We start from the raw sequence: 20,349 nt of genomic DNA, 5'->3' as shown, positions 1-20,349 counted from the left end.
ACCACTCTTTCCGGCTTGCGGCAGTTCAGCATCTTGCAATGGGTATGGCGCCTGCATAAGTATCCGCAGGCCGACTCACGAGGTCGCCCTCACCACCAAAAATGACAACAAATCATGAGGCCAACATGCTTAAACACGCAGTCATTCCGTTAATCGTTAGCGCGGGCCTTATGGCCGCAGCCCCTTTCGCCCAAGCGGCGACTAACCTGGTGTTCTGCTCCGAAGGGAGCCCGGCCGGTTTCGACCCAGGCCAGTACACCACCGGAACAGACTTCGATGCTTCGGCCGAAACCATGTTCAACCGTCTGAGCCAGTTCGAACGTGGCGGCACCGCCGTCGTTCCCGGCCTGGCCACGAGCTGGGACGTGTCCCCGGACGGCCTGACCTACACCTTCCACCTTCGCGAAGGCGTCAAGTTCCACACCACCCCGTACTTCAAGCCCACTCGTGAATTCTCGGCTGACGACGTACTGTTCACCTTCAATCGGATGATCAACAAAGACGATCCATTCCGTAAGGTCTACCCTACTGAGTTCCCGTATTTCACGGACATGGGGATGGACACCAACATCAAGAACATCGAGAAAGTCGATGCCCACACCGTCAAGTTCACCCTTGGCACCGTGGACGCCGCTTTCATCCAGAACATGGCGATGAGCTTCGCGTCGATCCAATCGGCCGAATATGCCGCCCAACTGCTCAAGAACGGTACGCCGCAGGACATCAACCAGAAGCCGGTCGGCACTGGCCCGTTCGTGTTCAAGAGCTACCAGAAAGACTCGAACATCCGCTACACCGGCAACAAAGACTACTGGAAGCCTGAAGACGTCAAGATCGACAACCTGATCTTCGCCATCACCACCGACCCGTCGGTACGCATCCAGAAGCTCAAGAAAAACGAATGCCAGATCACCCTCTTCCCACGCCCGGCCGACCTCAAGGCGCTGGGTGAAGACAAGGACCTGAAACTGCCGAACCAGGCCGGTTTCAACTTGGGTTACGTCGCCTACAACGTCATGGACAAGGTCAAGGGCAGCGACCAGCCCAACCCGCTGGCTGACCTGCGCGTGCGCCAGGCGCTGGACATGTCGGTGAACAAGCAACAGATCATCGACTCCGTGTACCAGGGCGCCGGCCAACTGGCCGTCAACGCCATGCCGCCGACCCAATGGTCCTACGACACCACCATCAAGGACGCCGCCTACGACCCCGAGAAAGCCAAGGCGCTGCTCAAGGAAGCAGGCGTCAAGGAAGGTACCGAGATCGTACTGTGGGCGATGCCGGTGCAGCGCCCTTACAACCCGAACGCCAAGCTGATGGCTGAAATGCTGCAGAACGACTGGTCCAAGATCGGCCTGAAGGTCAAGATCACCAGCTACGAGTGGGGCGAGTACATCAAGCGTTCCAAGGGTGGCGAGAACCAGGCCATGATCATTGGCTGGAGCGGCGACAATGGTGACCCGGACAATTGGCTGAACGTGCTGTTCGGCTGCGACTCCCTGTCGGGCAACAACTTCTCCAAGTGGTGCGACAAGAAATTCGACGGCGTCGTGAAAGAAGCCAAGGCCACATCGGATGTCGCCAAACGCACCGAGCTGTACAAGCAGGCGCAACATATCCTCAAAGATGCAGTCCCGATGACACCTATCGCGCACTCGACGGTGTATCAACCCATGCGCAACACCGTACAGGACTTCAAGATCAGCCCATTTGGCTTGAACTCGTTCTACGGCGTGAGCGTCAGCGGCAAGTAAGGATCATTGACGGCGACGTTTCATAACGTCGCCGTTAGTGCATCCGCCGGACCTATAGGAAACAGACTACGTTCGCAATCGTTGCCTCCTACAGCAACGAGCTGCGATCTATGTCTCCGTTGCCTACAAGGTCAATCTGATTTGGCGCATTTACTCTGAAGTCCACGACCCATACCGTCGTAGGACAGCAGAGGCTCCAGCTTGGAAAAGGCACTTGCTGTGTGTGGGATCAGTGATATCTCCCTGGCCGAGCGCCAGGGTGATGGTTTGCTGATGACAACTACAAACAAGGATCGGGATCGTCATGCGCCATACCACCGTTCTATCCGCTATTTTTGGCACCAGCCTGCTGGCCATCGCCACGATGGGCCACGCCGCCGACAAGAAGAGCCTGGTGTTCTGCTCGGAAGGCAGCCCGGCAGGTTTTGACACCGCGCAATACACCACCGCCACCGACAACGACGCGGCCGAGCCGCTGTACAACCGCCTGGTCGAGTTTGAAAAAGGCGCAACCAACGTGGTGCCGGGCCTCGCGACCAAGTGGGATATTTCCGAAGACGGCCTGACCTATACCTTTCACTTGCGTGAAGGGGTGAAATTCCACAGCAACAAGGAATTCAAGCCGACGCGGGACTTCAACGCCGACGACGTGCTGTTCACCTTCAACCGCATGCTGGACCCTGAGCATCCGTTCCGTAAGGCCTACCCCACCGAGTTTCCCTACTTCAACGGGATGAGCCTGAACAAGAACATTGCCAAGGTCGAGAAAACCGACGAACACACTGTGGTGATGACCCTGAACACGGTGGACGCCGCGTTCGTGCAAAACATCGCCATGAGCTTCGCCTCGATTCTGTCGGCCGAATACGCCGAGCAGTTGCTCAAGAGCGGCAAGCCCAGCGACATCAACCAGAAGCCGATCGGCACTGGCCCGTTCGTGTTCCAGCGTTACCAGAAAGACTCGCAGGTCCGTTATGTGGGCAACAAACAGTACTGGGACCCGAGCCGTGTTCAGCTCGATCAACTGATCTTCGCCATCAACACCGACGCCTCGGTGCGGGTGCAGAAGCTCAAGGCCGGCGAATGCCAGGTGACCCTGCATCCGCGTCCGGCTGACGTCGATGCGCTCAAGGCCGACCCGACCCTGCAACTGCTGACCAAACCGGGGTTCAACCTCGGCTACATCGCCTACAACGTGCGCCACAAGCCCTTCGACCAGCTCGAAGTACGCCAGGCGCTGGACATGGCGGTGAACAAGCAGAGCATTCTGAACGCCGTGTATCAGGGCGCGGGGCAACTGGCGGTCAATGCCATGCCGCCGACCCAGTGGTCTTACGACGACACCATCAAGGACGCCGCCTACAACCCGGAAAAAGCCAAGGAACTGCTCAAGGCTGCCGGCGTGAAGGAAGGCACCGAAATCACCCTGTGGGCGATGCCGGTGCAACGACCGTACAACCCCAACGCCAAGCTGATGGCCGAAATGCTGCAGAGCGATTGGGCCAAGATCGGCCTGAAAGTGAAGATCGTCAGCTATGAATGGGGCGAGTACATCAAGCGCACCAAGAACGGTGAGCACGATATCAGCCTGATCGGCTGGACCGGCGACAATGGCGACCCGGACAACTGGCTGGGCACCCTCTACAGCTGCGACGCCATCGGCGGGAACAACTACTCCATGTGGTGTGACCCGGCGTACGACAAGCTGATCAAGCAAGCCAAGGTCGTCACCGACCGCGAACAACGGACTGTTCTTTACAAACAGGCGCAGCAATTGCTCAAGCAGCAAGTGCCGATCACGCCTGTCGCCCACTCGACGGTCAACCAGCCGTTAAGCGCCAAAGTCGAAGGGTTCAAAGTGAGCCCCTTCGGCCGCAACGTGTTCTCGGGCGTCAGTATTACCCCATAAGAAAATAACCGGATTGCAGGAGAGCGAAGTCAGCTCTCCGGCAAACGTGCAGCCATTTGTTGGGAAATTTCCTACGGCAAACGTTTGCAAGTGCCTGAACGAGTTACACACCAATAGTCGGTTCACCTAAAAAGACCGGCATAAAAAAGAGAACCAAAGGAGCTTCACCCATGAAACTGAGCAGCAAAGCGCTTCTGGCCCTGGCCATCAGCACCATCACGGCAACTGCGTACGCTGAAACCCAGAGCCAGGATTTCGTTCCTACCACATTGGCCGGCACCAGCGCCCAAAGCGAGGCCACGGGTTTTATTGACGGTCAAAGCCTGGGCGGCACCACACGTAACTGGTACTCCACCGAGAAGAAATTCCGTGGCCAGCGTTTCTCCTATGAGAAACACAATCAGACGCGCACCGACGCGAACCGCACAAACTGGGTACAGGGCACCATCCTCAACTACTCCTCGGGCTTCACCCAAGGAACCGTAGGTGTGGCGACCGAAGTCGCGGCTTACAACACCGTGGTCCTGGACCGGAGCAAGCGAGATATCAAGGGCGGTTCCAACCGTACCCTGGCTGACTCCGACGGTGATGCAGTAGGCCAATGGAGCAAGCTGGGCCTGGCTAACGTCAAGTTCCGCGTATCCAACACCACCTTGACCGCCGGTCGCCAGAATTTCAGCAGCGGCATCGTCGACACCATCGGCAACCGTGCCCTGCCGTCGAGCTTCGAAGGTGTGAGCTTCAACAGCGAAGAGCTGAGCAACCTGTCGTTCCAAGGCGGTATTTTCGATCGCGTTTCGCCGCGTACCGAGCAGAGCCTGACCAAATTCGTATCCGAGTACGGCAATGGCCAAAAGACCGACAAGGTCAAAACCCTGGGCTTCAACTACCAGCCGTTCAAGAGCCTGAAGACCAGCGTTTTCGCCGCTAACGTCGAAGACTTCTGGAACCAGTACTACTTCGGTGCCACCCACCAATTGGGTGATGCACAGACCCTGGCACTGACCACCGGCCTGAACTACTACAAAACCACCGACACCGGCAGCAAGAAGATGGGCAACATCGACAACGACACTTACTCGTTGTCCCTGGGGCTGACCCACAAGGCTCACAGCCTGACCTTCTCGTACCAGGAAGTTGACGGTAACGAGTACTTCGACTACCTGCACGAAACCAACGGCATCTACCTGGCCAACTCCCTGACGTCCGACTTCAACGCCCCGAACGAGAAGTCCTTCCAGGTCGCCTACGGCATCAACATGGCCGAATACGGCGTGCCAGGCCTGAAGTTCAACATCTACTCGGCACGCGGCTGGGGCATCGACGGTACCCACTACACCGGCACGGCCTATGGCACCGCTGGCAAGTCCCGCAGCGACCTGCGTCTGATGGACGGCGAGAAGCACCAGGAATACGGCGTTGGCACCACCTACGCGATTCAGAGCGGCCCACTCAAGGCCACCACTATCCGTGGCACCTACGTGACTCACCGCGCCAGCGCAGAACAGCCTGACGGTAACATCAAAGAATTCCGTCTGGTGACCACCATCCCGTTCAACATTCTTTAATCAGCGCCAGGTAAACGGCGGGCTCAGGACGAGTCTGCCGTCTACGCTTGTCTGGTCCCATCGATTGCAGAGGGCTCCGAATGAAAATGCTCCCGCTACAAGCTGCCGTGGCTGCTGCGCTGTTGAGCGTGGCGGTCGGAATTTCGGCCAAACCGCTGGTGGTCTGCACCGAAGCCAGCCCGGAAGGTTTTGACCCGGTGCTGTACACCACCGCCGTCACCGCCGACGCCGCTGCCGAAACCATGTTCAACCGCCTGGTCGACTTCAAACCCGGTACCACCGAAGTGGTGCCTGCACTGGCCAAAGACCTGCCAGAGATCAGCGCCGATGGGCTGACCTACACCTTTCACCTGCGTGACGACATCAAGTTCCACACCACTGACTACTTCAAACCCACGCGCAACCTGAATGCCGACGACGTGCTATGGAGCTTCCAGCGCCAGTTGGACCCGAAACACCCGTGGCACAGCAAGTCCAACGTGGGCTACCCGTACTTCGAGAGCATGGGTTTCAAGGAGCTGCTCAAGAGCGTAGAGAAGACCGACGATCACACCGTGGTCTTTACCCTGACCCGTCCTGAAGCACCGTTTCTGGCTGACCTGGCGATGGCGTTTTCCTCGATCCATTCGGCCGAATATGCCGACCAGTTGCTCAAGTCCGGCAAGACCGATGACCTGAACGCCAAGCCGATCGGTACCGGGCCGTTCATCTTTACCCGCTATCAGAAAGACGCCCAAGTACGCTTCAAGGCCAACCCGGACTACTTCCGTGGCAAGCCGCCGGCCGATCCGTTGATCCTGGCCATTGCCACCGACAACAACGTGCGCCTGCAAAAGCTCAAGGCCAACGAGTGCCAGGTCGCGCTGTACCCCAAGCCTGATGACATCCCGAGCATCAAGAAAGACCCGAACCTGAAAGTCGATGAACTGGCCGCGATGACCACCGCGTACACCGCCATGAACACCACGCACAAGTACATGAGCGACGCGCGGGTACGTCACGCCATCAACATCGCGTTCGACAAGAAAGGCTACAACGAATCGCTGTACGGCAAAGGCAACGCCGTCGACGCCACCGGCCCGTATCCGCCGACCTTGCTGGGCTTCAACGACACGCTGAAAAACCCCGAGCGCGACCTGGACAAGGCCCGTGCCCTGCTCAAGGAAGCCGGCGTACCGGAAGGCACCGAATTCACCCTGTTCACCCGTAACGGCGGTGGCCCGACCAACCCCAACCCGATGCTCGGTGCCCAGCGCATGCAGGCGGATTTGGCGCAGATTGGCCTGAAGGTCAACATCAAGGTCATGGAGTGGGGCGAGATGCTCAAGCGCGCCAAGGCCGGTGAACACGACATGGTTTCAGCCGGTTGGGCCGGTGATAACGGCGACCCGGATAACTTCCTCACGCCGAACCTCAGTTGCGATGCAGCGAAAAACGGCGAAAACTACGCCCGCTGGTGTAACAAAGAGTTTCAGGACTTGATCGACAAGGCCCGCGCCGATGCTGAACCCCAGCAGCGGGCTGCACTCTATCAACAAGCCATGGCGGTTTTCGAGAAGGACCAACCGTGGATTCCCATGGCTTACCCGAAAATGTTCACCGCCATGCGCAAAAACGTCGAGGGTTATACCCAAAGCCCGCTGACCACCAATAACTTCGCCACCACCCAGGTGAAGTAAATAAGAGAAACGCTCGGCGCCGCCCACTGGGACGGCGCCGAACCTGCCTAACCGGCTGATTGAGGTACACAACAAGATGTTTAGTTTTATTGCCCGCCGACTGGGGTTATTGATCCCCACGTTTTTCGGCATCACGTTGCTCACGTTTGCGTTGATTCGCATGATCCCTGGCGACCCCGTCGAAGTCATGATGGGCGAGCGGCGCGTCGACCCCGAGATGCACGCACAGGCAATGGAGCGCCTTGGCCTTAACAAGCCGTTGTATGCGCAATACCTGGACTACGTCGGCAAGCTCGCCCAAGGCGACCTTGGCGAATCGCTGCGCACCCGCACCAGCGTGTGGACCGAGTTCACCGCCCTTTTCCCCGCGACCCTGGAACTGTCCATGGCCGCCCTGTTGTTCGCCGGCATCCTGGGCCTGTTGGCCGGGGTGATCGCGGCACTCAAGCGAGGATCCCTGTTCGACCATGGGGTGATGGGCATCTCCCTGGCGGGATACTCGATGCCGATCTTCTGGTGGGGCCTGATCCTGATCATGTTCTTCTCCGTCAGCCTGGGCTGGACCCCGGTGTCCGGGCGGATCGACCTGCTCTACGACATCGAGCCGCGCACCGGCTTCATGCTCATCGACACGCTGCTGGCTGACGAGCCCGACGCGTTCTTCGACGCCCTGCACCACCTGATCCTGCCGGCCATCGTACTGGGCACCATCCCGTTGGCAGTGATTGCACGGATGACCCGTTCATCCATGCTCGAAGTGCTGCGCGAAGACTACATCCGTACCGCCAAGGCCAAAGGCCTGTCGCCGGCCCGCGTCGTATTCGTCCACGGCCTGCGCAACGCACTGATCCCGGTACTCACCGTGGTCGGCCTGCAAGTCGGCACGCTGCTGGCCGGTGCGGTCCTGACCGAAACCATTTTCTCGTGGCCCGGCATCGGCAAATGGCTGATCGAAGCCATTGGCGCACGTGACTACCCGGTGGTGCAAAACGGCATCCTGCTGATCGCCTGCCTGGTGATCCTGGTGAACTTCGTGGTGGATATCCTCTACGGCTTCGCCAACCCACGCATCCGTCACCAGCGCTGAGATCATGACCATGACCACACCTACTCCCGTGTCAGCAGTCGATCAAAGCCTGCTGTATCCGTCGCCGTACAAAGAATTCTGGCAAGCCTTCTCCAAGAACAAGGGCGCAGTTGCCGGCCTGGCATTCATGGTGCTGATCGTGTTCTGCGCGATCTTCGCCCCCTGGGTGGCACCGCATAACCCGAGCGAGCAATACCGCGACTTCCTGCTGACCCCGCCGTCGTGGCTGGAAGGCGGGCAGATCCAGTTCCTGCTCGGCACCGACGAGCTGGGCCGTGACCTGCTCTCGCGCCTGATCCAGGGTTCGCGCCTGTCGCTGCTGATCGGCTTGTCGTCGGTGGTGATGTCGCTGATCCCGGGCATCCTGCTGGGCCTGTTCGCCGGGTTCTTCCCGCGTTTGCTTGGCCCGACCATCATGCGTCTGATGGACATCATGCTGGCCCTGCCATCGCTGCTGCTGGCCGTTGCCATCGTCGCAATCCTCGGCCCTGGCCTGATCAACACCGTGATCGCCATCGCGATCGTGTCGTTGCCATCCTATGTACGCCTGACCCGCGCAGCGGTGATGGGCGAGCTGAACCGTGACTACGTGACCGCCGCCCGCCTCGCTGGCGCCGGCCTGCCACGCCTGATGTTCATCACCGTGCTACCCAACTGCATGGCACCGCTGATCGTACAGGCCACCTTGAGTTTCTCCTCGGCGATCCTCGACGCGGCGGCCTTGGGCTTCCTCGGTCTTGGTGTTCAACCGCCAACCCCTGAGTGGGGCACCATGCTGGCCTCGGCCCGTGACTACATCGAACGCGCCTGGTGGGTGGTGAGCTTGCCTGGTTTGACCATTTTGCTCAGCGTGCTGGCAATCAACTTGATGGGTGACGGCCTGCGCGATGCGCTGGACCCGAAACTCAAGAACGCCGCCTGAGGAGATTCCCATGTCACTGTTAGAAATCAAGAATCTCAACGTACGCTTCGGCGACAAGACCGCTGTACCGGTGGTCGATGGCCTCGATATTTCGGTCGACAAGGGCGAAGTCCTGGCCATCGTTGGCGAGTCGGGTTCGGGTAAGTCCGTGACCATGATGGCGCTGATGGGCCTGATCGAGCACCCTGGCATCGTCACCGCCGACGCGCTGACCTTCGACGGCAAGGACATGCTCAAGCTGAGCAATCGCCAGCGCCGCCAGATCGTCGGCAAAGACCTGGCGATGGTCTTCCAGGACCCGATGACCGCGCTGAACCCCAGCTACACCGTGGGTTTCCAGATCGAAGAAGTGCTGCGCCTGCACCTGAAAATGTCCGGCAAGCAAGCGCGCAAGCGCGCCATCGAGTTGTTGGAAAAGGTTGAAATCCCAGGCGCTGCCAGCCGGATGGACGCCTACCCGCACCAACTGTCCGGCGGTATGAGCCAACGGGTGGCAATCGCCATGGCCATTGCTGGCGAGCCGAAGCTGTTGATCGCCGATGAACCGACCACCGCGCTCGACGTGACCATCCAGGCGCAGATCATGGAGCTGCTGCTGGCCCTGCAGAAAGAACAGAACATGGGCCTGGTGCTGATCACCCACGACCTGGCAGTGGTGGCTGAAACCGCCCAGCGCGTGTGCGTGATGTACGCCGGCCAAGCCGTGGAAGTCGGCCAGGTGCCGCAACTGTTCGACATCCCGGCCCACCCGTACAGCGAAGCCCTGCTCAAGGCGATTCCCGAGCACAGCCTCGGCGCCTCGCGCCTGGCCACGCTGCCGGGCATCGTGCCCGGCCGCTATGACCGCCCGCAGGGTTGCCTGCTGTCGCCGCGTTGCCCGTATGTGCAGGACAGCTGCCGCCAGACCCGTCCGGGCCTTGACCCTAAATCCAACAGCCTTGCGCGCTGCTTCTACCCCTTGAACCAGGAGGTGGCGTAATGGCCGTCGTTCTTACCGCCCGCGACCTGACCCGTCACTACGAAGTGTCCCGTGGCCTGTTCAAGGGCCACGCCACCGTGCGCGCCCTCAATGGCGTGTCCTTCGAGCTGGAAGCCGGCAAGACCCTCGCGGTGGTCGGCGAGTCGGGTTGCGGCAAATCCACCCTGGCCCGTGCGCTGACGCTGATTGAAGAGCCGTCGTCCGGCTCGCTGAAAATCGCCGGCCAGGAAGTCGCCGGGGCCGACAAGGCTCAGCGCAAACAACTACGCAAAGACGTGCAGATGGTGTTCCAGAGCCCGTACGCCTCGTTGAACCCCCGGCAGAAAGTCGGCGATCAACTCGGCGAGCCACTGCTGATCAACACCAACCTGTCCGCTGCCGAACGCCGCGAGAAAGTGCAGGCAATGATGAAGCAAGTGGGCTTGCGCCCTGAGCATTACCAGCGCTACCCGCACATGTTCTCCGGCGGCCAACGCCAGCGCATCGCCCTGGCCCGCGCGATGATGCTGCAACCCAAGGTGCTGGTGGCGGATGAGCCGACCTCGGCGCTGGACGTCTCGATCCAGGCCCAGGTGCTCAACCTGTTCATGGACCTGCAGCAGGAATTCAACACGGCCTACGTGTTCATTTCCCACAACCTGGCGGTGGTGCAGCACGTTGCCGATGACGTGATGGTGATGTACCTCGGTCGCCCGGTGGAAGTCGGCCCCAAGGACGACATCTACGCCCGCCCGCTGCACCCGTACACCCAGGCGCTGCTGTCGGCCACACCGACCATCCATCCGGACCCGAACAAACCGAAGATCAAAATCGTCGGCGAGTTGCCTAACCCACTGAACCCGCCGCCTGGCTGTGCTTTCCACAAGCGCTGCCCGTACGCGACGGCGCGGTGCAGCAGCGAGGAGCCGCAGTTGCGCGCCTTGGATAACCGGCAGGTGGCTTGCCACTATGCCGAGCAGTTTGTGGCCTGACCCCCACAAAAAAGGCCCTGGGGTTTCACTCCAGGGCCTTGCTTGAGTTCTACAGCCCTTCCCGCCAGGTTGCGCATCAGCCTGGCGGGAGGGTTTTTTTATGTCTGGCTGTCGCCTTCATCATCCGGGTCATCGCTGTCCGGATCGTCGGTGGTGGAGTCATCATCATCCTTACTGCCGCCCTGGTCCTGATCACCCGGTTCAGCCTCGGACTTGGCCAGTTGCAGATCCTGCGCACTGTGCGCCGCCGACAACGCAACACCGCCCTGCACAGCGTTATGCGCCCAGGCCGTCGACATCCCCAACGACAACATCACCAGCACCTTTATCAACAACACTACGCGTTGAAAAATACTCATGGTTGATTCCGTCCAGTCAGTAGGTGAATCCCGCGCGGCAGCCGTTCAGCCTCGCCAGCGTTGACGCTAGCCCCGATGCGGAGTTTGCGCCAGGGTTCAGGTGTCGCCGTCGTCGTAGGTTTCGCTGTCTTCGCCTTCGTTGTAGGGGTTTTCGGCGTCTTCCTTGGGCGCAGGCTGGGCTCGGGGTTGCCAACTGCCGGAGTTGACCTCGTTCTGCTTTTTCTTGGTGACAGGGCCGGTGTCCTTCCACTGCGGCGCTCCTGCGCCCGCCAGTGCCGGAAGGGCCGTCAGCCCAAGGGCGGCCAGCAACACCAAGGGGATGGCGCGTTGAACTTTTCGCACAGTGATCTCCTTAACAGTCGGTGGGTAAACGCTAGACCCGATGCAGGCTTCTCGCCAATCCCATGCCTGTTGAAAGCAAAAATGTGGGAGCGGGCTTGCCCCCGATAGCAGTGTGTCAGCCAGTACATTCGGGGCTGACACTACGCTATCGGGGGCAAGCCCCCTCCCACATTTTGTTTTGCAACGCCCAAGAAAAAGGGCGAAGCCATCACAGCTTCGCCCTTCTCCTTACCGCTCAGACCTTAATGGTGCTCGCGAGTAGCGCGGAATTTCACATCCGGCCAGCGCTCTTCCATCAATGCCAGGTTGACCCGTGTCGGCGCTAGGTAGGTCAGGTGACCGCCGCCGTCGACCGCGAGGTTTTCCACAGCCTTGTTGGAGAACTCTTCCAACTTCTTCTTATCGCTGCAATCGATCCAACGCGCGGAGTACACGGTGATTGGCTCATACGAGCATTCGACCTTGTATTCCTCTTTCAGGCGGCTGGCCACCACATCGAACTGCAGCACGCCGACGGCGCCGAGGATAATGTCGTTGCTGCGCTCGGGGAAGAACACCTGGGTAGCGCCCTCTTCCGCCAGTTGCTGCAAACCTTGGCGCAGTTGCTTGGATTTGAGCGGGTCACGCAGGCGTACGCGGCGGAACAGTTCCGGGGCGAAGTGCGGGATACCGGTGAAGCCCAGCGCTTCGCCTTCGGTGAAGGTGTCGCCGATCTGGATGGTGCCGTGGTTGTGCAGGCCGATGATGTCGCCGGCGTAGGCTTCTTCGAGCTGTTCACGCTCGGAGGAGAAGAACGTCAGGGCGTCGCCGATGCGTACGTCCTTGCCGGTGCGCACGTGGCGCATCTTCATGCCTTTTTCGTACTTGCCGGAGCAGATGCGCATGAAGGCGATGCGGTCGCGGTGCTTGGGGTCCATGTTCGCCTGGATCTTGAACACGAAACCGGTGAATTTCTCTTCGACCGGCTCAACCGTACGCTCGTTGGCCACACGGGCCAGCGGCTTCGGCGCCCAGTCCACGACGGCGTCGAGCACATGGTCCACGCCGAAGTTGCCCAACGCGGTCCCGAAGAACACAGGCGTCAGTTGGCCATCGAGGAATTCCTGCTGGTTGAACTCATGGCAGGCGCCCTGCACCAGTTCCAGTTGGTCGACAAAACGGTCGTACTCGTCACCCAGGTGGGCGCGGGCTTCGTCCGAGTCGAGCTTCTCGATAATTTTCACATCGGTACGTTCGTGACCGTGACCGGCGGTGTAGACAATGATGTAGTCGTCGGCCAGGTGGTACACGCCCTTGAAGTCGCGGTAGCAACCAATCGGCCAGGTGATCGGCGCGGCCTTGATCTTCAGGACCGCTTCGATTTCATCCAACAACTCGATGGGGTCGCGGATGTCGCGGTCGAGTTTGTTGATGAAGCTGACGATTGGCGTGTCACGCAGGCGGCACACGTCCATCAGCGCGATGGTCCGTGGCTCGACGCCTTTACCGCCATCGAGGACCATCAGTGCCGAGTCCACCGCGGTCAGGGTGCGGTAGGTGTCTTCGGAGAAGTCTTCGTGACCTGGGGTGTCGAGCAGGTTGACCATGTGGTCGCGATACGGGAACTGCATGACCGACGTGGTAATGGAAATACCCCGTTGTTTTTCCATTTCCATCCAGTCGGAGGTGGCATGGCGGTCAGATTTGCGGGATTTCACCGTGCCGGCCACAGCGATTGCCTTGCCCATCAGCAACAGCTTCTCGGTGATGGTGGTTTTACCGGCATCGGGGTGGGAAATAATGGCGAAAGTGCGGCGTTTCGCGACTTCGGCGGCCTGGTGGGTCATGGGAAATCGCCTGGCAGGTGAGTCAAAAAAGGGCGGCGAGTATAGCGCAAACCCTGGGGGCCGGACCACCGTTCACCCGATTGGGGGTGGCTAAATGCTGCCAAGTATGGAACCTTTTAAAAGGTAGAGACGTCCACTCCCCTGCTACCGCACTCGGAACAGGGGCTGATAAATCAGCAAGTTAGCCTGACGAGGCTGCGCTCATGGCTCGAATTCATACCGCATCGCCGGTATAGACGAGCTGCTTTTCGCGAACCTATTCGCCGACAGCCAGGAATGGCATTGCCGCCGGAGAATGTGTTCGCCGACAAAAGAAAAAAGGAGTCCGCCTGTGGCTATTCGCTATGGCAAAGGGCTGATAGGAAGCGTGGTTGTCGTCGCGCTCCTGGCCCTGCTGGTCCACTGGATCGGCATCAACACGATCGAACTGTACCGCGACGATTTGTTGTTTTACCTGCAAGCACACCTGATCCTCGTTCTAGTCTCCATGCTGGCGGCCCTCGCTGTGGGCATCCCCGCCGGTATCCTGCTCAGCCGCCCCACTATGGTCGGGCGCGCAGAACGCTTCATGCAGATCTTCAACATCGGCAACACCGTCCCGCCCCTGGCCGTATTGGCCATCGCCCTCGGCGTCCTCGGCATCGGCAGCGGCCCGGCCATCTTCGCGTTGTTCCTCGCCTCCCTCCTGCCCATCGTGCGCAACACCTACGAAGGCCTTAAAAACGTTCAAGGTTCCCTCAAGGAAGCCGCCACCGGCATCGGCATGACCCCACGCCAGGTGCTGTTTCGCGTGGAATTGCCCAACGCCGTGCCCATCATCATCGGCGGTGTGCGCGTGGCCCTGGCGATCAACGTCGGTACCGCACCGCTGGCGTTCCTGATCGGCGCCAACAGCCTGGGCAGCCTGATCTTCCCCGGCATCGCCCTGAACAACCAGCCGCAATTGCTGCTCGGCGCCGCGTGCACCGCGTTGCTGGCATTGCTGCTTGACGGTCTGGTGACCATGGCCAGCCGCCTCTGGCTGGAACGCGGGTTGCGTCCGTCTTAAGGCTCGGCAAAGGAATTCACATGAAAAAACTTAGCTTGATATTAGGCTGCGTCCTGCTGTTTGCAGGCATCGCGCAAGCCGCTGAAAAACCGGTGATCCGCATCGGCGCCCGGGTATTCACCGAACAGACCCTGCTGGCCGAAATCACTTCCCAGTACCTGCGCACCAAGGGCTACGAAGCCCGCGTGACCGGTGGCCTGGGCAGCAACCTGGCGCGCAGTGCCCAGGAAAGCGGGCAACTGGACCTGATCTGGGAGTACACCGGTGTGTCGCTAGTGGCCTACAACCACATCGACGAGAAACTCGACAGCGAACAGTCCTACGCTCGGGTGAAAGAACTCGACGCGAAAAAAGGCCTGGTCTGGCTCTCGCCGTCGCGCTTCAGCAACACCTACGCCCTGGCACTGCCGCAGAAGGTGGCCGAGCAACATCCTGAAATCAACAGCATCAGCGACCTCACCAAGGCCATGGCGCAAGACACCCAGGAACACCGCCTGGTGGCCCTGGACACCGAGTTCGCCAACCGCTCCGACGGCCTGGCCGGCATGGTCAAGCTGTACGACATGAACCTGACCCGCAAGAACACCCGGCAGATGGACGCAGGCCTGGTCTACACCGCCCTGCGCAACGGCCAGGTGTTTGCCGGCCTGGTCTACACCACAGACGGTCGCCTCAACGCCTTCAAGCTCAAACTGCTGGCGGATGACATGCACTACTTCCCCGACTACACCGCCGCGCCGGTGGTGCGTCAGGAATACCTCGACAAGCACCCGCAATTGGCTGCCGAGCTCAAGCCGCTGGCCACCCTGTTCGACGACGAAACCATGCGCCAGTTGAATGCGCGGGTCGACGTCGACCATGAAAGCCCATCCGCTGTTGCCGCCGATTTCCTGCGCCAACATCCGATCAACTAAGAAGGAGAAGACATGGAATTCCTGAACGCCTTTTCCCATCTTGATTGGGCCCAAGTCCTGCACCTGACCTGGCAGCACATCACACTGGTCGGCATCGCGGTGATCCTGGCGATTTTCATCGGCGTGCCCTTGGGTATCCTGATGACGCGCTTCCCGCCCCTTGCCGGCCCGCTGCAAGCCAGCGCCACCGTGCTGCTGACCGTGCCCTCCATTGCCCTGTTCGGCCTGCTGCTGCCGTTCTACTCCAAATTCGGCCAAGGCCTGGGGCCAATGCCGGCGATCACCGCCGTGTTCCTCTACTCCCTGCTGCCGATCATGCGTAACACCTACCTGGCGCTCACTGGCGTGGAACCGGGCATTCGCGAGGCCGCCAAAGGCATCGGCATGACCTTCGGCCAGCGCCTGCGCATGGTCGAACTGCCGATTGCCGTGCCGGTGATCCTCGCCGGTGTGCGCACCGCCGTGGTGATGAACATTGGTGTAATGACCATCGCCGCCACCATCGGTGCCGGTGGCCTGGGTGTACTTATTCTGGCTTCCATCAGCCGCAGCGACATGTCGATGCTGATCGTTGGCGCCGTGCTGGTCAGTCTCCTGGCCATCTTCGCCGACCTGCTTTTGCAATGGCTGCAACGCTCGCTGACTCCAAAAGGATTGCTCAAATGATCGAACTTCAAAACCTGTCCAAGACCTTCCAAAGCAACGGCAAGACTGTCACTGCCGTCAACGATGTAAGCCTGACCGTCAATGAAGGCGAAATTTGCGTATTCCTCGGCCCGTCGGGCTGCGGCAAGAGCACCACGCTGAAGATGATCAACCGCCTGATCAAGCCCTCCTCGGGCAAGATCCTGATCAACGGCGAAGACACCACCGACCTCGACGAAGTGACCCTGCGTCGCAACATCGGCTACGTAATCCAGCAGATCGGCCTGTTCCCCAACATGACCATCGAGGAAAACATCGTGGTCGTGCCCAAGCTGCTGGGCTGGGACAAACAAAAATGCCACGACCGCGCACGCGAATTGATGAGCATGATCAAGCTGGAGCCCAAGCAGTATCTGCATCGCTACCCGCGTGAGCTGTCCGGTGGTCAGCAACAGCGTATCGGGGTGATCCGTGCGCTGGCGGCCGATGCACCGCTGCTGTTGATGGACGAACCGTTCGGCGCGGTCGACCCGATCAACCGCGAGATGATCCAGAACGAATTCTTCGAGATGCAACGCGCCTTGAACAAGACCGTGATCATGGTCAGCCACGACATCGACGAGGCCATCAAGCTGGGCGACAAGATCGCCATCTTCCGCGCTGGCAAGCTGCTGCAGATCGACCATCCGGACACCCTGCTGGCCCATCCAGCCGATGAATTCGTCAGCAACTTCGTAGGCCAGGACAGCACCCTCAAGCGCCTGCTGCTGGTGAAAGCTGAAGATGCGGCGGACAACGCCCCGTCGGTGAGCCCGGAAACCCCGGTGGCCGATGCCCTGGAGTTGATGGACGAAACCGACCGCCGTTATGTGGTGGTCACCTGCGCCGAGAACAAGGCGTTGGGCTATGTACGACGTCGCGACCTGCATCGTCAGACAGGCACTTGTGGCCAGTACCTGCGCGAGTTCAACGCCACGGCGGCGTATGACGAGCACTTGCGCATCCTGCTGTCGCGCATGTACGAGTTCAACCGCTCGTGGTTGCCGGTGATGGATGCCGAGCGGGTGTTCCTGGGTGAAGTGACCCAGGAGTCGATTGCCGAGTACCTGAGCTCCGGTAAGTCCCGTGGGGGCAAGACCAGCATTGTTTCGCCTGCCGAGACCGCACTGGCCTGATCTTATGTGGGAGGGGGCTTGCCCCCTCCCACATTTGCTCCGTGGTGTGTCAGGCAAATACCGTCGATTTCCCCCAACCGGGGAACATCAATCCGTCACACCTGTCGGTTACATAAGTAGCTGCACGTCGTCGCGCGACGAACGCGTGCAAAAACGCGACATTTTTAGTTGATCTCAAGCCCCTCACGCCCTAAAGTTCGCGCCGAACGTCCATGCTGGAAACGATCCATCCGGCTCAAGTACTGACGACGAGACAGCAAGGCCAAGGGAAGCGTCTATTCCCATGGCCTTTTTGCTTTCGGCGACATGCCTTGGGAAGTAGGCGAACCAAAGTGGGGATACGGAGGACGTTCATTTGCACCCATTGATCAATTTAGTTTGCCCTTAGGAGTTCCCAGCATGTCGATCAACGTCGAAGATTATTTCGCACGCGCCACTTTTGACAAAATGAAGGCGTTCGCCGACAAGCAAGAAACCCCGTTCGTGGTGATTGACACCGCGATGATCAGCCAGGCCTACGACGACCTGCGCGCCGGTTTCGAATTCGCCAAGGTGTATTACGCCGTCAAGGCCAACCCAGCCGTCGAGATTATCGACCTGTTGAAAGACAAGGGTTCGAGCTTCGACATCGCGTCGATCTACGAGCTGGACAAGGTGATGGACCGTGGTGTCAGCGCCGACCGTATCAGCTACGGCAATACCATCAAGAAATCCAAGGACATCCGCTACTTCTTTGAAAAGGGCGTGCGCCTGTTCTCCACCGACTCTGAAGCCGACCTGCGCAACATCGCCAAGGCCGCGCCGGGCTCCAAAGTGTATGTGCGCATCCTCACCGAAGGCTCGACCACGGCTGACTGGCCTTTGTCGCGCAAATTCGGCTGCCAGACCGACATGGCGATGGACCTGCTGATCCTGGCGCGTGACCTGGGCCTGGTGCCGTACGGCATCTCGTTCCACGTGGGTTCGCAGCAGCGCGATATCAGCGTGTGGGACGCGGCAATCGCCAAGGTCAAGGTGATCTTCGAGCGCCTGAAAGAAGAAGACAACATCCACCTCAAGCTGATCAACATGGGCGGCGGCTTCCCGGCCAACTACATCACCCGCACCAACAGCCTGGAAACCTACGCTGAAGAAATCATCCGCTTCCTCAAGGAAGACTTCGGCGACGACCTGCCGGAAATCATCCTGGAGCCGGGCCGCTCGTTGATCGCCAACGCCGGCATCCTGGTCAGTGAAGTGGTACTGGTGGCACGTAAATCCCGTACCGCCGTCGAGCGTTGGGTGTACACGGACGTGGGCAAGTTCTCCGGCCTGATCGAAACCATGGACGAAGCCATCAAGTTCCCGATCTGGACCGAGAAGAAAGGCGAGATGGAAGAAGTGGTCATCGCCGGCCCAACCTGCGACAGCGCCGACATCATGTACGAAAACTACAAGTACGGCCTGCCGCTGAACCTGGCCATTGGTGACCGTTTGTACTGGTTGTCGACCGGTGCGTACACCACCAGCTACAGCGCGGTTGAGTTCAATGGCTTTCCGCCGCTGAAGTCGTTCTACGTGTAAGACGGCCGCACACAAGAAGCCCATGACATGTCATGGGTTTTTTTATGCCTCAGGCAAGGCTCACGGCCCGTTGGCGGAAGGCCTCGGCCAGCGCTCGAACCCGCGGATCACTCGCCGCCGCCAAGGCCTTGTGGGCTGTTCGCAGGAACTTGAGATTTCCGCCCGCCAGCGCCTTGCGCAACCACTCCAGCGCCGCCTCGACCTGGCCCCTGTCGGCCAACACCGCCGCGTAACTGAACTGCCCGCGAAAATCCCCGGCCTCGGCTGAGCGTCGATACCACTCCACAGCCGCCTCCAGGTCCCTCGGGCAAACCTGAGCGTCTTCCAGGTAGCGCCCCAGCAGGTTCATCGACTTGGCATGCCCCTGTTCTGCGGCTTGCCGATACAGGGCCAGCGCGTGCTGCGGGTTCTCGGCAACACCCCGGCCCGTCGCCAGCAGATTGGCATAGTTGTACTGGCCCCAATCCAATCCCGCGTCTGCCGCCAAGCGGTATTCCCGCGCAGCCGCCGCTTCGTCGATGGCACACCCCCAGCCATGCTCCAGGCAACGCCCGGCCATATTGCGCGCCATTAAATGCCCGCCCTGCGCCGCAATCTGGAACCAACGCAGCGCCAGCGCTTCATCGCGCGCAATACCGCGGCCTTCCAGCAGGATTTGCCCGAGCAAGGCCTGGGCATCCACCACGCCCTCCTTGGCCGCGATCAAAATCGCCTGGGCCGCGCGCACCGGCGAGTCGTCGAGCATGCCCTGCAATTGCTCAACGTTGAGCACTTCTTCGCGGCGCAATAAAAAGCCCATGTCAGACCTCGACCCAGCGACGCAACAGGTTGTGATAGGTGCCGGTGAGCTGGATCAGCCCTGGGTGGTCGGGGACATCACGGCTCAATTGCTGGATGGCGCCGTCCATCTCGAACAGCAACGTGCGCTGGCTGTCTTCACGCACCAGGCTCTGGGTCCAGAAGAACGAGGCATAACGCGCGCCACGGGTGACGGCGTTGACTTTGTGCAGGCTGGAACCGGGGTACAGCACCATGTCGCCCGCGGGCAACTTGACGCGCTGCAGGCCGAAAGTGTCCTGGATCTCCAGCTCGCCGCCGTCGTATTCGTCGGGGTCGCTGAAGAACAGGGTGGAGGAAAGGTCGGTGCGCACCCGCTCATGGCTGCCTTTGGGCTGGCGCACGGCGTTGTCGATATGAAAGTCGAAACTGCCGCCGGCGGTGTAGCAGTTGAGTAGCGGCGGGAAGACTTTGTGCGGTAACGCCGCAGACATAAACAGCGGGTTCTGCCACAAACGCTCAAGCATTGCTGCGCCGACCTCCTTCGCCAACGGGTGGCCTTCGGGTAATTGCAGGTTGTGCTTGGCTTTGGCGGACTGGTGCCCGGCGGTGATTTTGCCGTCGGCCCAATCGGCATTTTCCAGGGCTTGGCGGATGCGCTGCACTTCCTCGCGAGAGAACAGGCCGGGAATGTGCAGCAACATGGGGCAATACCTGTAGGCAGAGAGGCGCCAATGGTATTGATTCTTATCCGCTCTGTAAAACGCCGCTGACGAACAAGATCGTAAAAACCGTAAGCAAAAAGTGTAAAGAATGTAAATTCAGTGCAAT

The 20,349-nt window shown here is 60.0% G+C and carries 18 protein-coding genes; 13 read left to right on the top strand and 5 right to left on the bottom strand.

The genetic code is table 11. The features are described from left to right. Window positions 1–125 precede the first annotated feature (125 nt). From PspS35_RS04880 to PspS35_RS04845, 8 genes are all read left to right on the top strand, one after another. A complete protein-coding gene (locus PspS35_RS04880) occupies window positions 126–1,754 on the top strand; it encodes an ABC transporter substrate-binding protein (protein ID WP_159932985.1) in 1,629 nt (542 codons plus the stop codon). Window positions 1,755–2,058: 304 nt separating this feature from the next. Beyond that, a complete protein-coding gene (locus tag PspS35_RS04875; RefSeq protein ID WP_159932984.1) occupies window positions 2,059–3,663 on the top strand; it encodes an ABC transporter substrate-binding protein in 1,605 nt (534 codons plus the stop codon). Between the two features lie 170 nt (window positions 3,664–3,833). After that, the gene (locus PspS35_RS04870) at window positions 3,834–5,231 is read left to right on the top strand and encodes an OprD family outer membrane porin (protein ID WP_159932983.1); all 1,398 of its coding nucleotides are present in this window, start codon (window positions 3,834–3,836) and stop codon (window positions 5,229–5,231) included. Window positions 5,232–5,311: 80 nt separating this feature from the next. After that, entirely contained in the window at window positions 5,312–6,910 is a 1,599-nt protein-coding gene (locus tag PspS35_RS04865) for an ABC transporter substrate-binding protein (protein ID WP_159932982.1), read from the top strand. A gap of 76 nt (window positions 6,911–6,986) precedes the next feature. Beyond that, on the top strand, window positions 6,987–7,997 hold the full coding sequence (locus tag PspS35_RS04860) for an ABC transporter permease subunit (RefSeq protein WP_017739471.1): 1,011 nt from the start codon (window positions 6,987–6,989) through the stop codon (window positions 7,995–7,997). Between the two features lie 10 nt (window positions 7,998–8,007). After that, window positions 8,008–8,919: an ABC transporter permease subunit gene (locus tag PspS35_RS04855; protein WP_159932981.1), complete on the top strand. Its 912-nt coding sequence runs from the start codon at window positions 8,008–8,010 to the stop codon at window positions 8,917–8,919. A gap of 10 nt (window positions 8,920–8,929) precedes the next feature. Continuing rightward, a complete protein-coding gene (locus PspS35_RS04850) occupies window positions 8,930–9,898 on the top strand; it encodes an oligopeptide/dipeptide ABC transporter ATP-binding protein (protein WP_159932980.1) in 969 nt (322 codons plus the stop codon). Next, complete coding sequence (locus PspS35_RS04845; protein ID WP_159932979.1) at window positions 9,898–10,869, top strand: peptide ABC transporter ATP-binding protein; 972 nt, start codon at window positions 9,898–9,900, stop codon at window positions 10,867–10,869. Before PspS35_RS04850 ends, PspS35_RS04845 begins: the two co-directional genes overlap by 1 nt. Window positions 10,870–10,967: 98 nt before the next feature. On the opposite strand, the gene PspS35_RS04840 is transcribed toward PspS35_RS04845, so the two are convergent. The 3 genes from PspS35_RS04840 to PspS35_RS04830 all read right to left on the bottom strand — a co-directional run bounded on the left by PspS35_RS04840 (window position 10,968) and on the right by PspS35_RS04830 (window position 13,396). Continuing rightward, complete coding sequence (locus PspS35_RS04840; protein WP_159932978.1) at window positions 10,968–11,228, bottom strand: hypothetical protein; 261 nt, start codon at window positions 11,226–11,228, stop codon at window positions 10,968–10,970. Between the two features lie 96 nt (window positions 11,229–11,324). Continuing rightward, window positions 11,325–11,570 (bottom strand): hypothetical protein, encoded by a 246-nt coding sequence (locus tag PspS35_RS04835; RefSeq protein ID WP_159932977.1) that lies wholly within the window; start codon window positions 11,568–11,570, stop codon window positions 11,325–11,327. 242 nt (window positions 11,571–11,812) lie between these two features. Then, a complete protein-coding gene (locus PspS35_RS04830) occupies window positions 11,813–13,396 on the bottom strand; it encodes a peptide chain release factor 3 (protein WP_090409501.1) in 1,584 nt (527 codons plus the stop codon). A 331-nt stretch (window positions 13,397–13,727) separates the two neighbouring features. Between PspS35_RS04830 and PspS35_RS04825 the strand changes: the two genes are divergently transcribed. From PspS35_RS04825 to PspS35_RS04805, 5 genes are all read left to right on the top strand, one after another. After that, entirely contained in the window at window positions 13,728–14,444 is a 717-nt protein-coding gene (locus PspS35_RS04825; RefSeq protein ID WP_159932976.1) for an ABC transporter permease, read from the top strand. A 20-nt stretch (window positions 14,445–14,464) separates the two neighbouring features. After that, window positions 14,465–15,358 carry a glycine betaine ABC transporter substrate-binding protein gene (locus tag PspS35_RS04820; protein ID WP_159932975.1) on the top strand — a complete coding sequence of 298 codons (894 nt, stop codon included), beginning with the start codon at window positions 14,465–14,467 and terminating at the stop codon, window positions 15,356–15,358. A 12-nt stretch (window positions 15,359–15,370) separates the two neighbouring features. Beyond that, a complete protein-coding gene (locus tag PspS35_RS04815; RefSeq protein ID WP_159932974.1) occupies window positions 15,371–16,024 on the top strand; it encodes an ABC transporter permease in 654 nt (217 codons plus the stop codon). Further along, complete coding sequence (locus tag PspS35_RS04810) at window positions 16,021–17,178, top strand: ABC transporter ATP-binding protein (RefSeq protein WP_159932973.1); 1,158 nt, start codon at window positions 16,021–16,023, stop codon at window positions 17,176–17,178. Before PspS35_RS04815 ends, PspS35_RS04810 begins: the two co-directional genes overlap by 4 nt. A gap of 399 nt (window positions 17,179–17,577) precedes the next feature. Next, window positions 17,578–18,741, top strand: coding sequence for a type III PLP-dependent enzyme (locus PspS35_RS04805; protein WP_122489587.1), 1,164 nt, complete (start codon window positions 17,578–17,580; stop codon window positions 18,739–18,741). A 49-nt stretch (window positions 18,742–18,790) separates the two neighbouring features. Here PspS35_RS04805 and PspS35_RS04800 read toward each other — a convergent pair whose 3' ends face one another. Beyond that, window positions 18,791–19,540, bottom strand: a complete 750-nt coding sequence (locus PspS35_RS04800) for a tetratricopeptide repeat protein (protein WP_159932972.1) — start codon at window positions 19,538–19,540, stop codon at window positions 18,791–18,793. Between the two features lies 1 nt (window position 19,541). Further along, complete coding sequence (locus PspS35_RS04795; RefSeq protein ID WP_159932971.1) at window positions 19,542–20,222, bottom strand: Fe2+-dependent dioxygenase; 681 nt, start codon at window positions 20,220–20,222, stop codon at window positions 19,542–19,544. Between the last annotated feature and the right edge of the window lie 127 nt (window positions 20,223–20,349).

Origin of the sequence: Pseudomonas sp. S35 (assembly GCF_009866765.1) — a bacterium.
Classification (GTDB): Bacteria; Pseudomonadota; Gammaproteobacteria; order Pseudomonadales; family Pseudomonadaceae; genus Aquipseudomonas.
The sequence above is the reverse complement of the archived record's forward strand: the minus strand, read 5'-3'. Positions and strand labels throughout refer to the sequence as shown.

What these genes read in the sequence shown, in the direction of transcription:
- PspS35_RS04880 (WP_159932985.1), top strand. Translation starts at nt 126, where the DNA reads ATGCTTAAACACGCAGTCATTCCGTTAATCGTTAGCGCGGGCCTTATG.
- PspS35_RS04875 (WP_159932984.1), top strand. Translation starts at nt 2,059, where the DNA reads ATGCGCCATACCACCGTTCTATCCGCTATTTTTGGCACCAGCCTGCTG.
- PspS35_RS04870 (WP_159932983.1), top strand. Translation starts at nt 3,834, where the DNA reads ATGAAACTGAGCAGCAAAGCGCTTCTGGCCCTGGCCATCAGCACCATC.
- PspS35_RS04865 (WP_159932982.1), top strand. Translation starts at nt 5,312, where the DNA reads ATGAAAATGCTCCCGCTACAAGCTGCCGTGGCTGCTGCGCTGTTGAGC.
- PspS35_RS04860 (WP_017739471.1), top strand. Translation starts at nt 6,987, where the DNA reads ATGTTTAGTTTTATTGCCCGCCGACTGGGGTTATTGATCCCCACGTTT.
- PspS35_RS04855 (WP_159932981.1), top strand. Translation starts at nt 8,008, where the DNA reads ATGACCACACCTACTCCCGTGTCAGCAGTCGATCAAAGCCTGCTGTAT.
- PspS35_RS04850 (WP_159932980.1), top strand. Translation starts at nt 8,930, where the DNA reads ATGTCACTGTTAGAAATCAAGAATCTCAACGTACGCTTCGGCGACAAG.
- PspS35_RS04845 (WP_159932979.1), top strand. Translation starts at nt 9,898, where the DNA reads ATGGCCGTCGTTCTTACCGCCCGCGACCTGACCCGTCACTACGAAGTG.
- PspS35_RS04840 (WP_159932978.1), bottom strand. Translation starts at nt 11,228, where the DNA reads ATGAGTATTTTTCAACGCGTAGTGTTGTTGATAAAGGTGCTGGTGATG.
- PspS35_RS04830 (WP_090409501.1), bottom strand. Translation starts at nt 13,396, where the DNA reads ATGACCCACCAGGCCGCCGAAGTCGCGAAACGCCGCACTTTCGCCATT.
- PspS35_RS04820 (WP_159932975.1), top strand. Translation starts at nt 14,465, where the DNA reads ATGAAAAAACTTAGCTTGATATTAGGCTGCGTCCTGCTGTTTGCAGGC.
- PspS35_RS04815 (WP_159932974.1), top strand. Translation starts at nt 15,371, where the DNA reads ATGGAATTCCTGAACGCCTTTTCCCATCTTGATTGGGCCCAAGTCCTG.
- PspS35_RS04810 (WP_159932973.1), top strand. Translation starts at nt 16,021, where the DNA reads ATGATCGAACTTCAAAACCTGTCCAAGACCTTCCAAAGCAACGGCAAG.
- PspS35_RS04805 (WP_122489587.1), top strand. Translation starts at nt 17,578, where the DNA reads ATGTCGATCAACGTCGAAGATTATTTCGCACGCGCCACTTTTGACAAA.
- PspS35_RS04800 (WP_159932972.1), bottom strand. Translation starts at nt 19,540, where the DNA reads ATGGGCTTTTTATTGCGCCGCGAAGAAGTGCTCAACGTTGAGCAATTG.
- PspS35_RS04795 (WP_159932971.1), bottom strand. Translation starts at nt 20,222, where the DNA reads ATGTTGCTGCACATTCCCGGCCTGTTCTCTCGCGAGGAAGTGCAGCGC.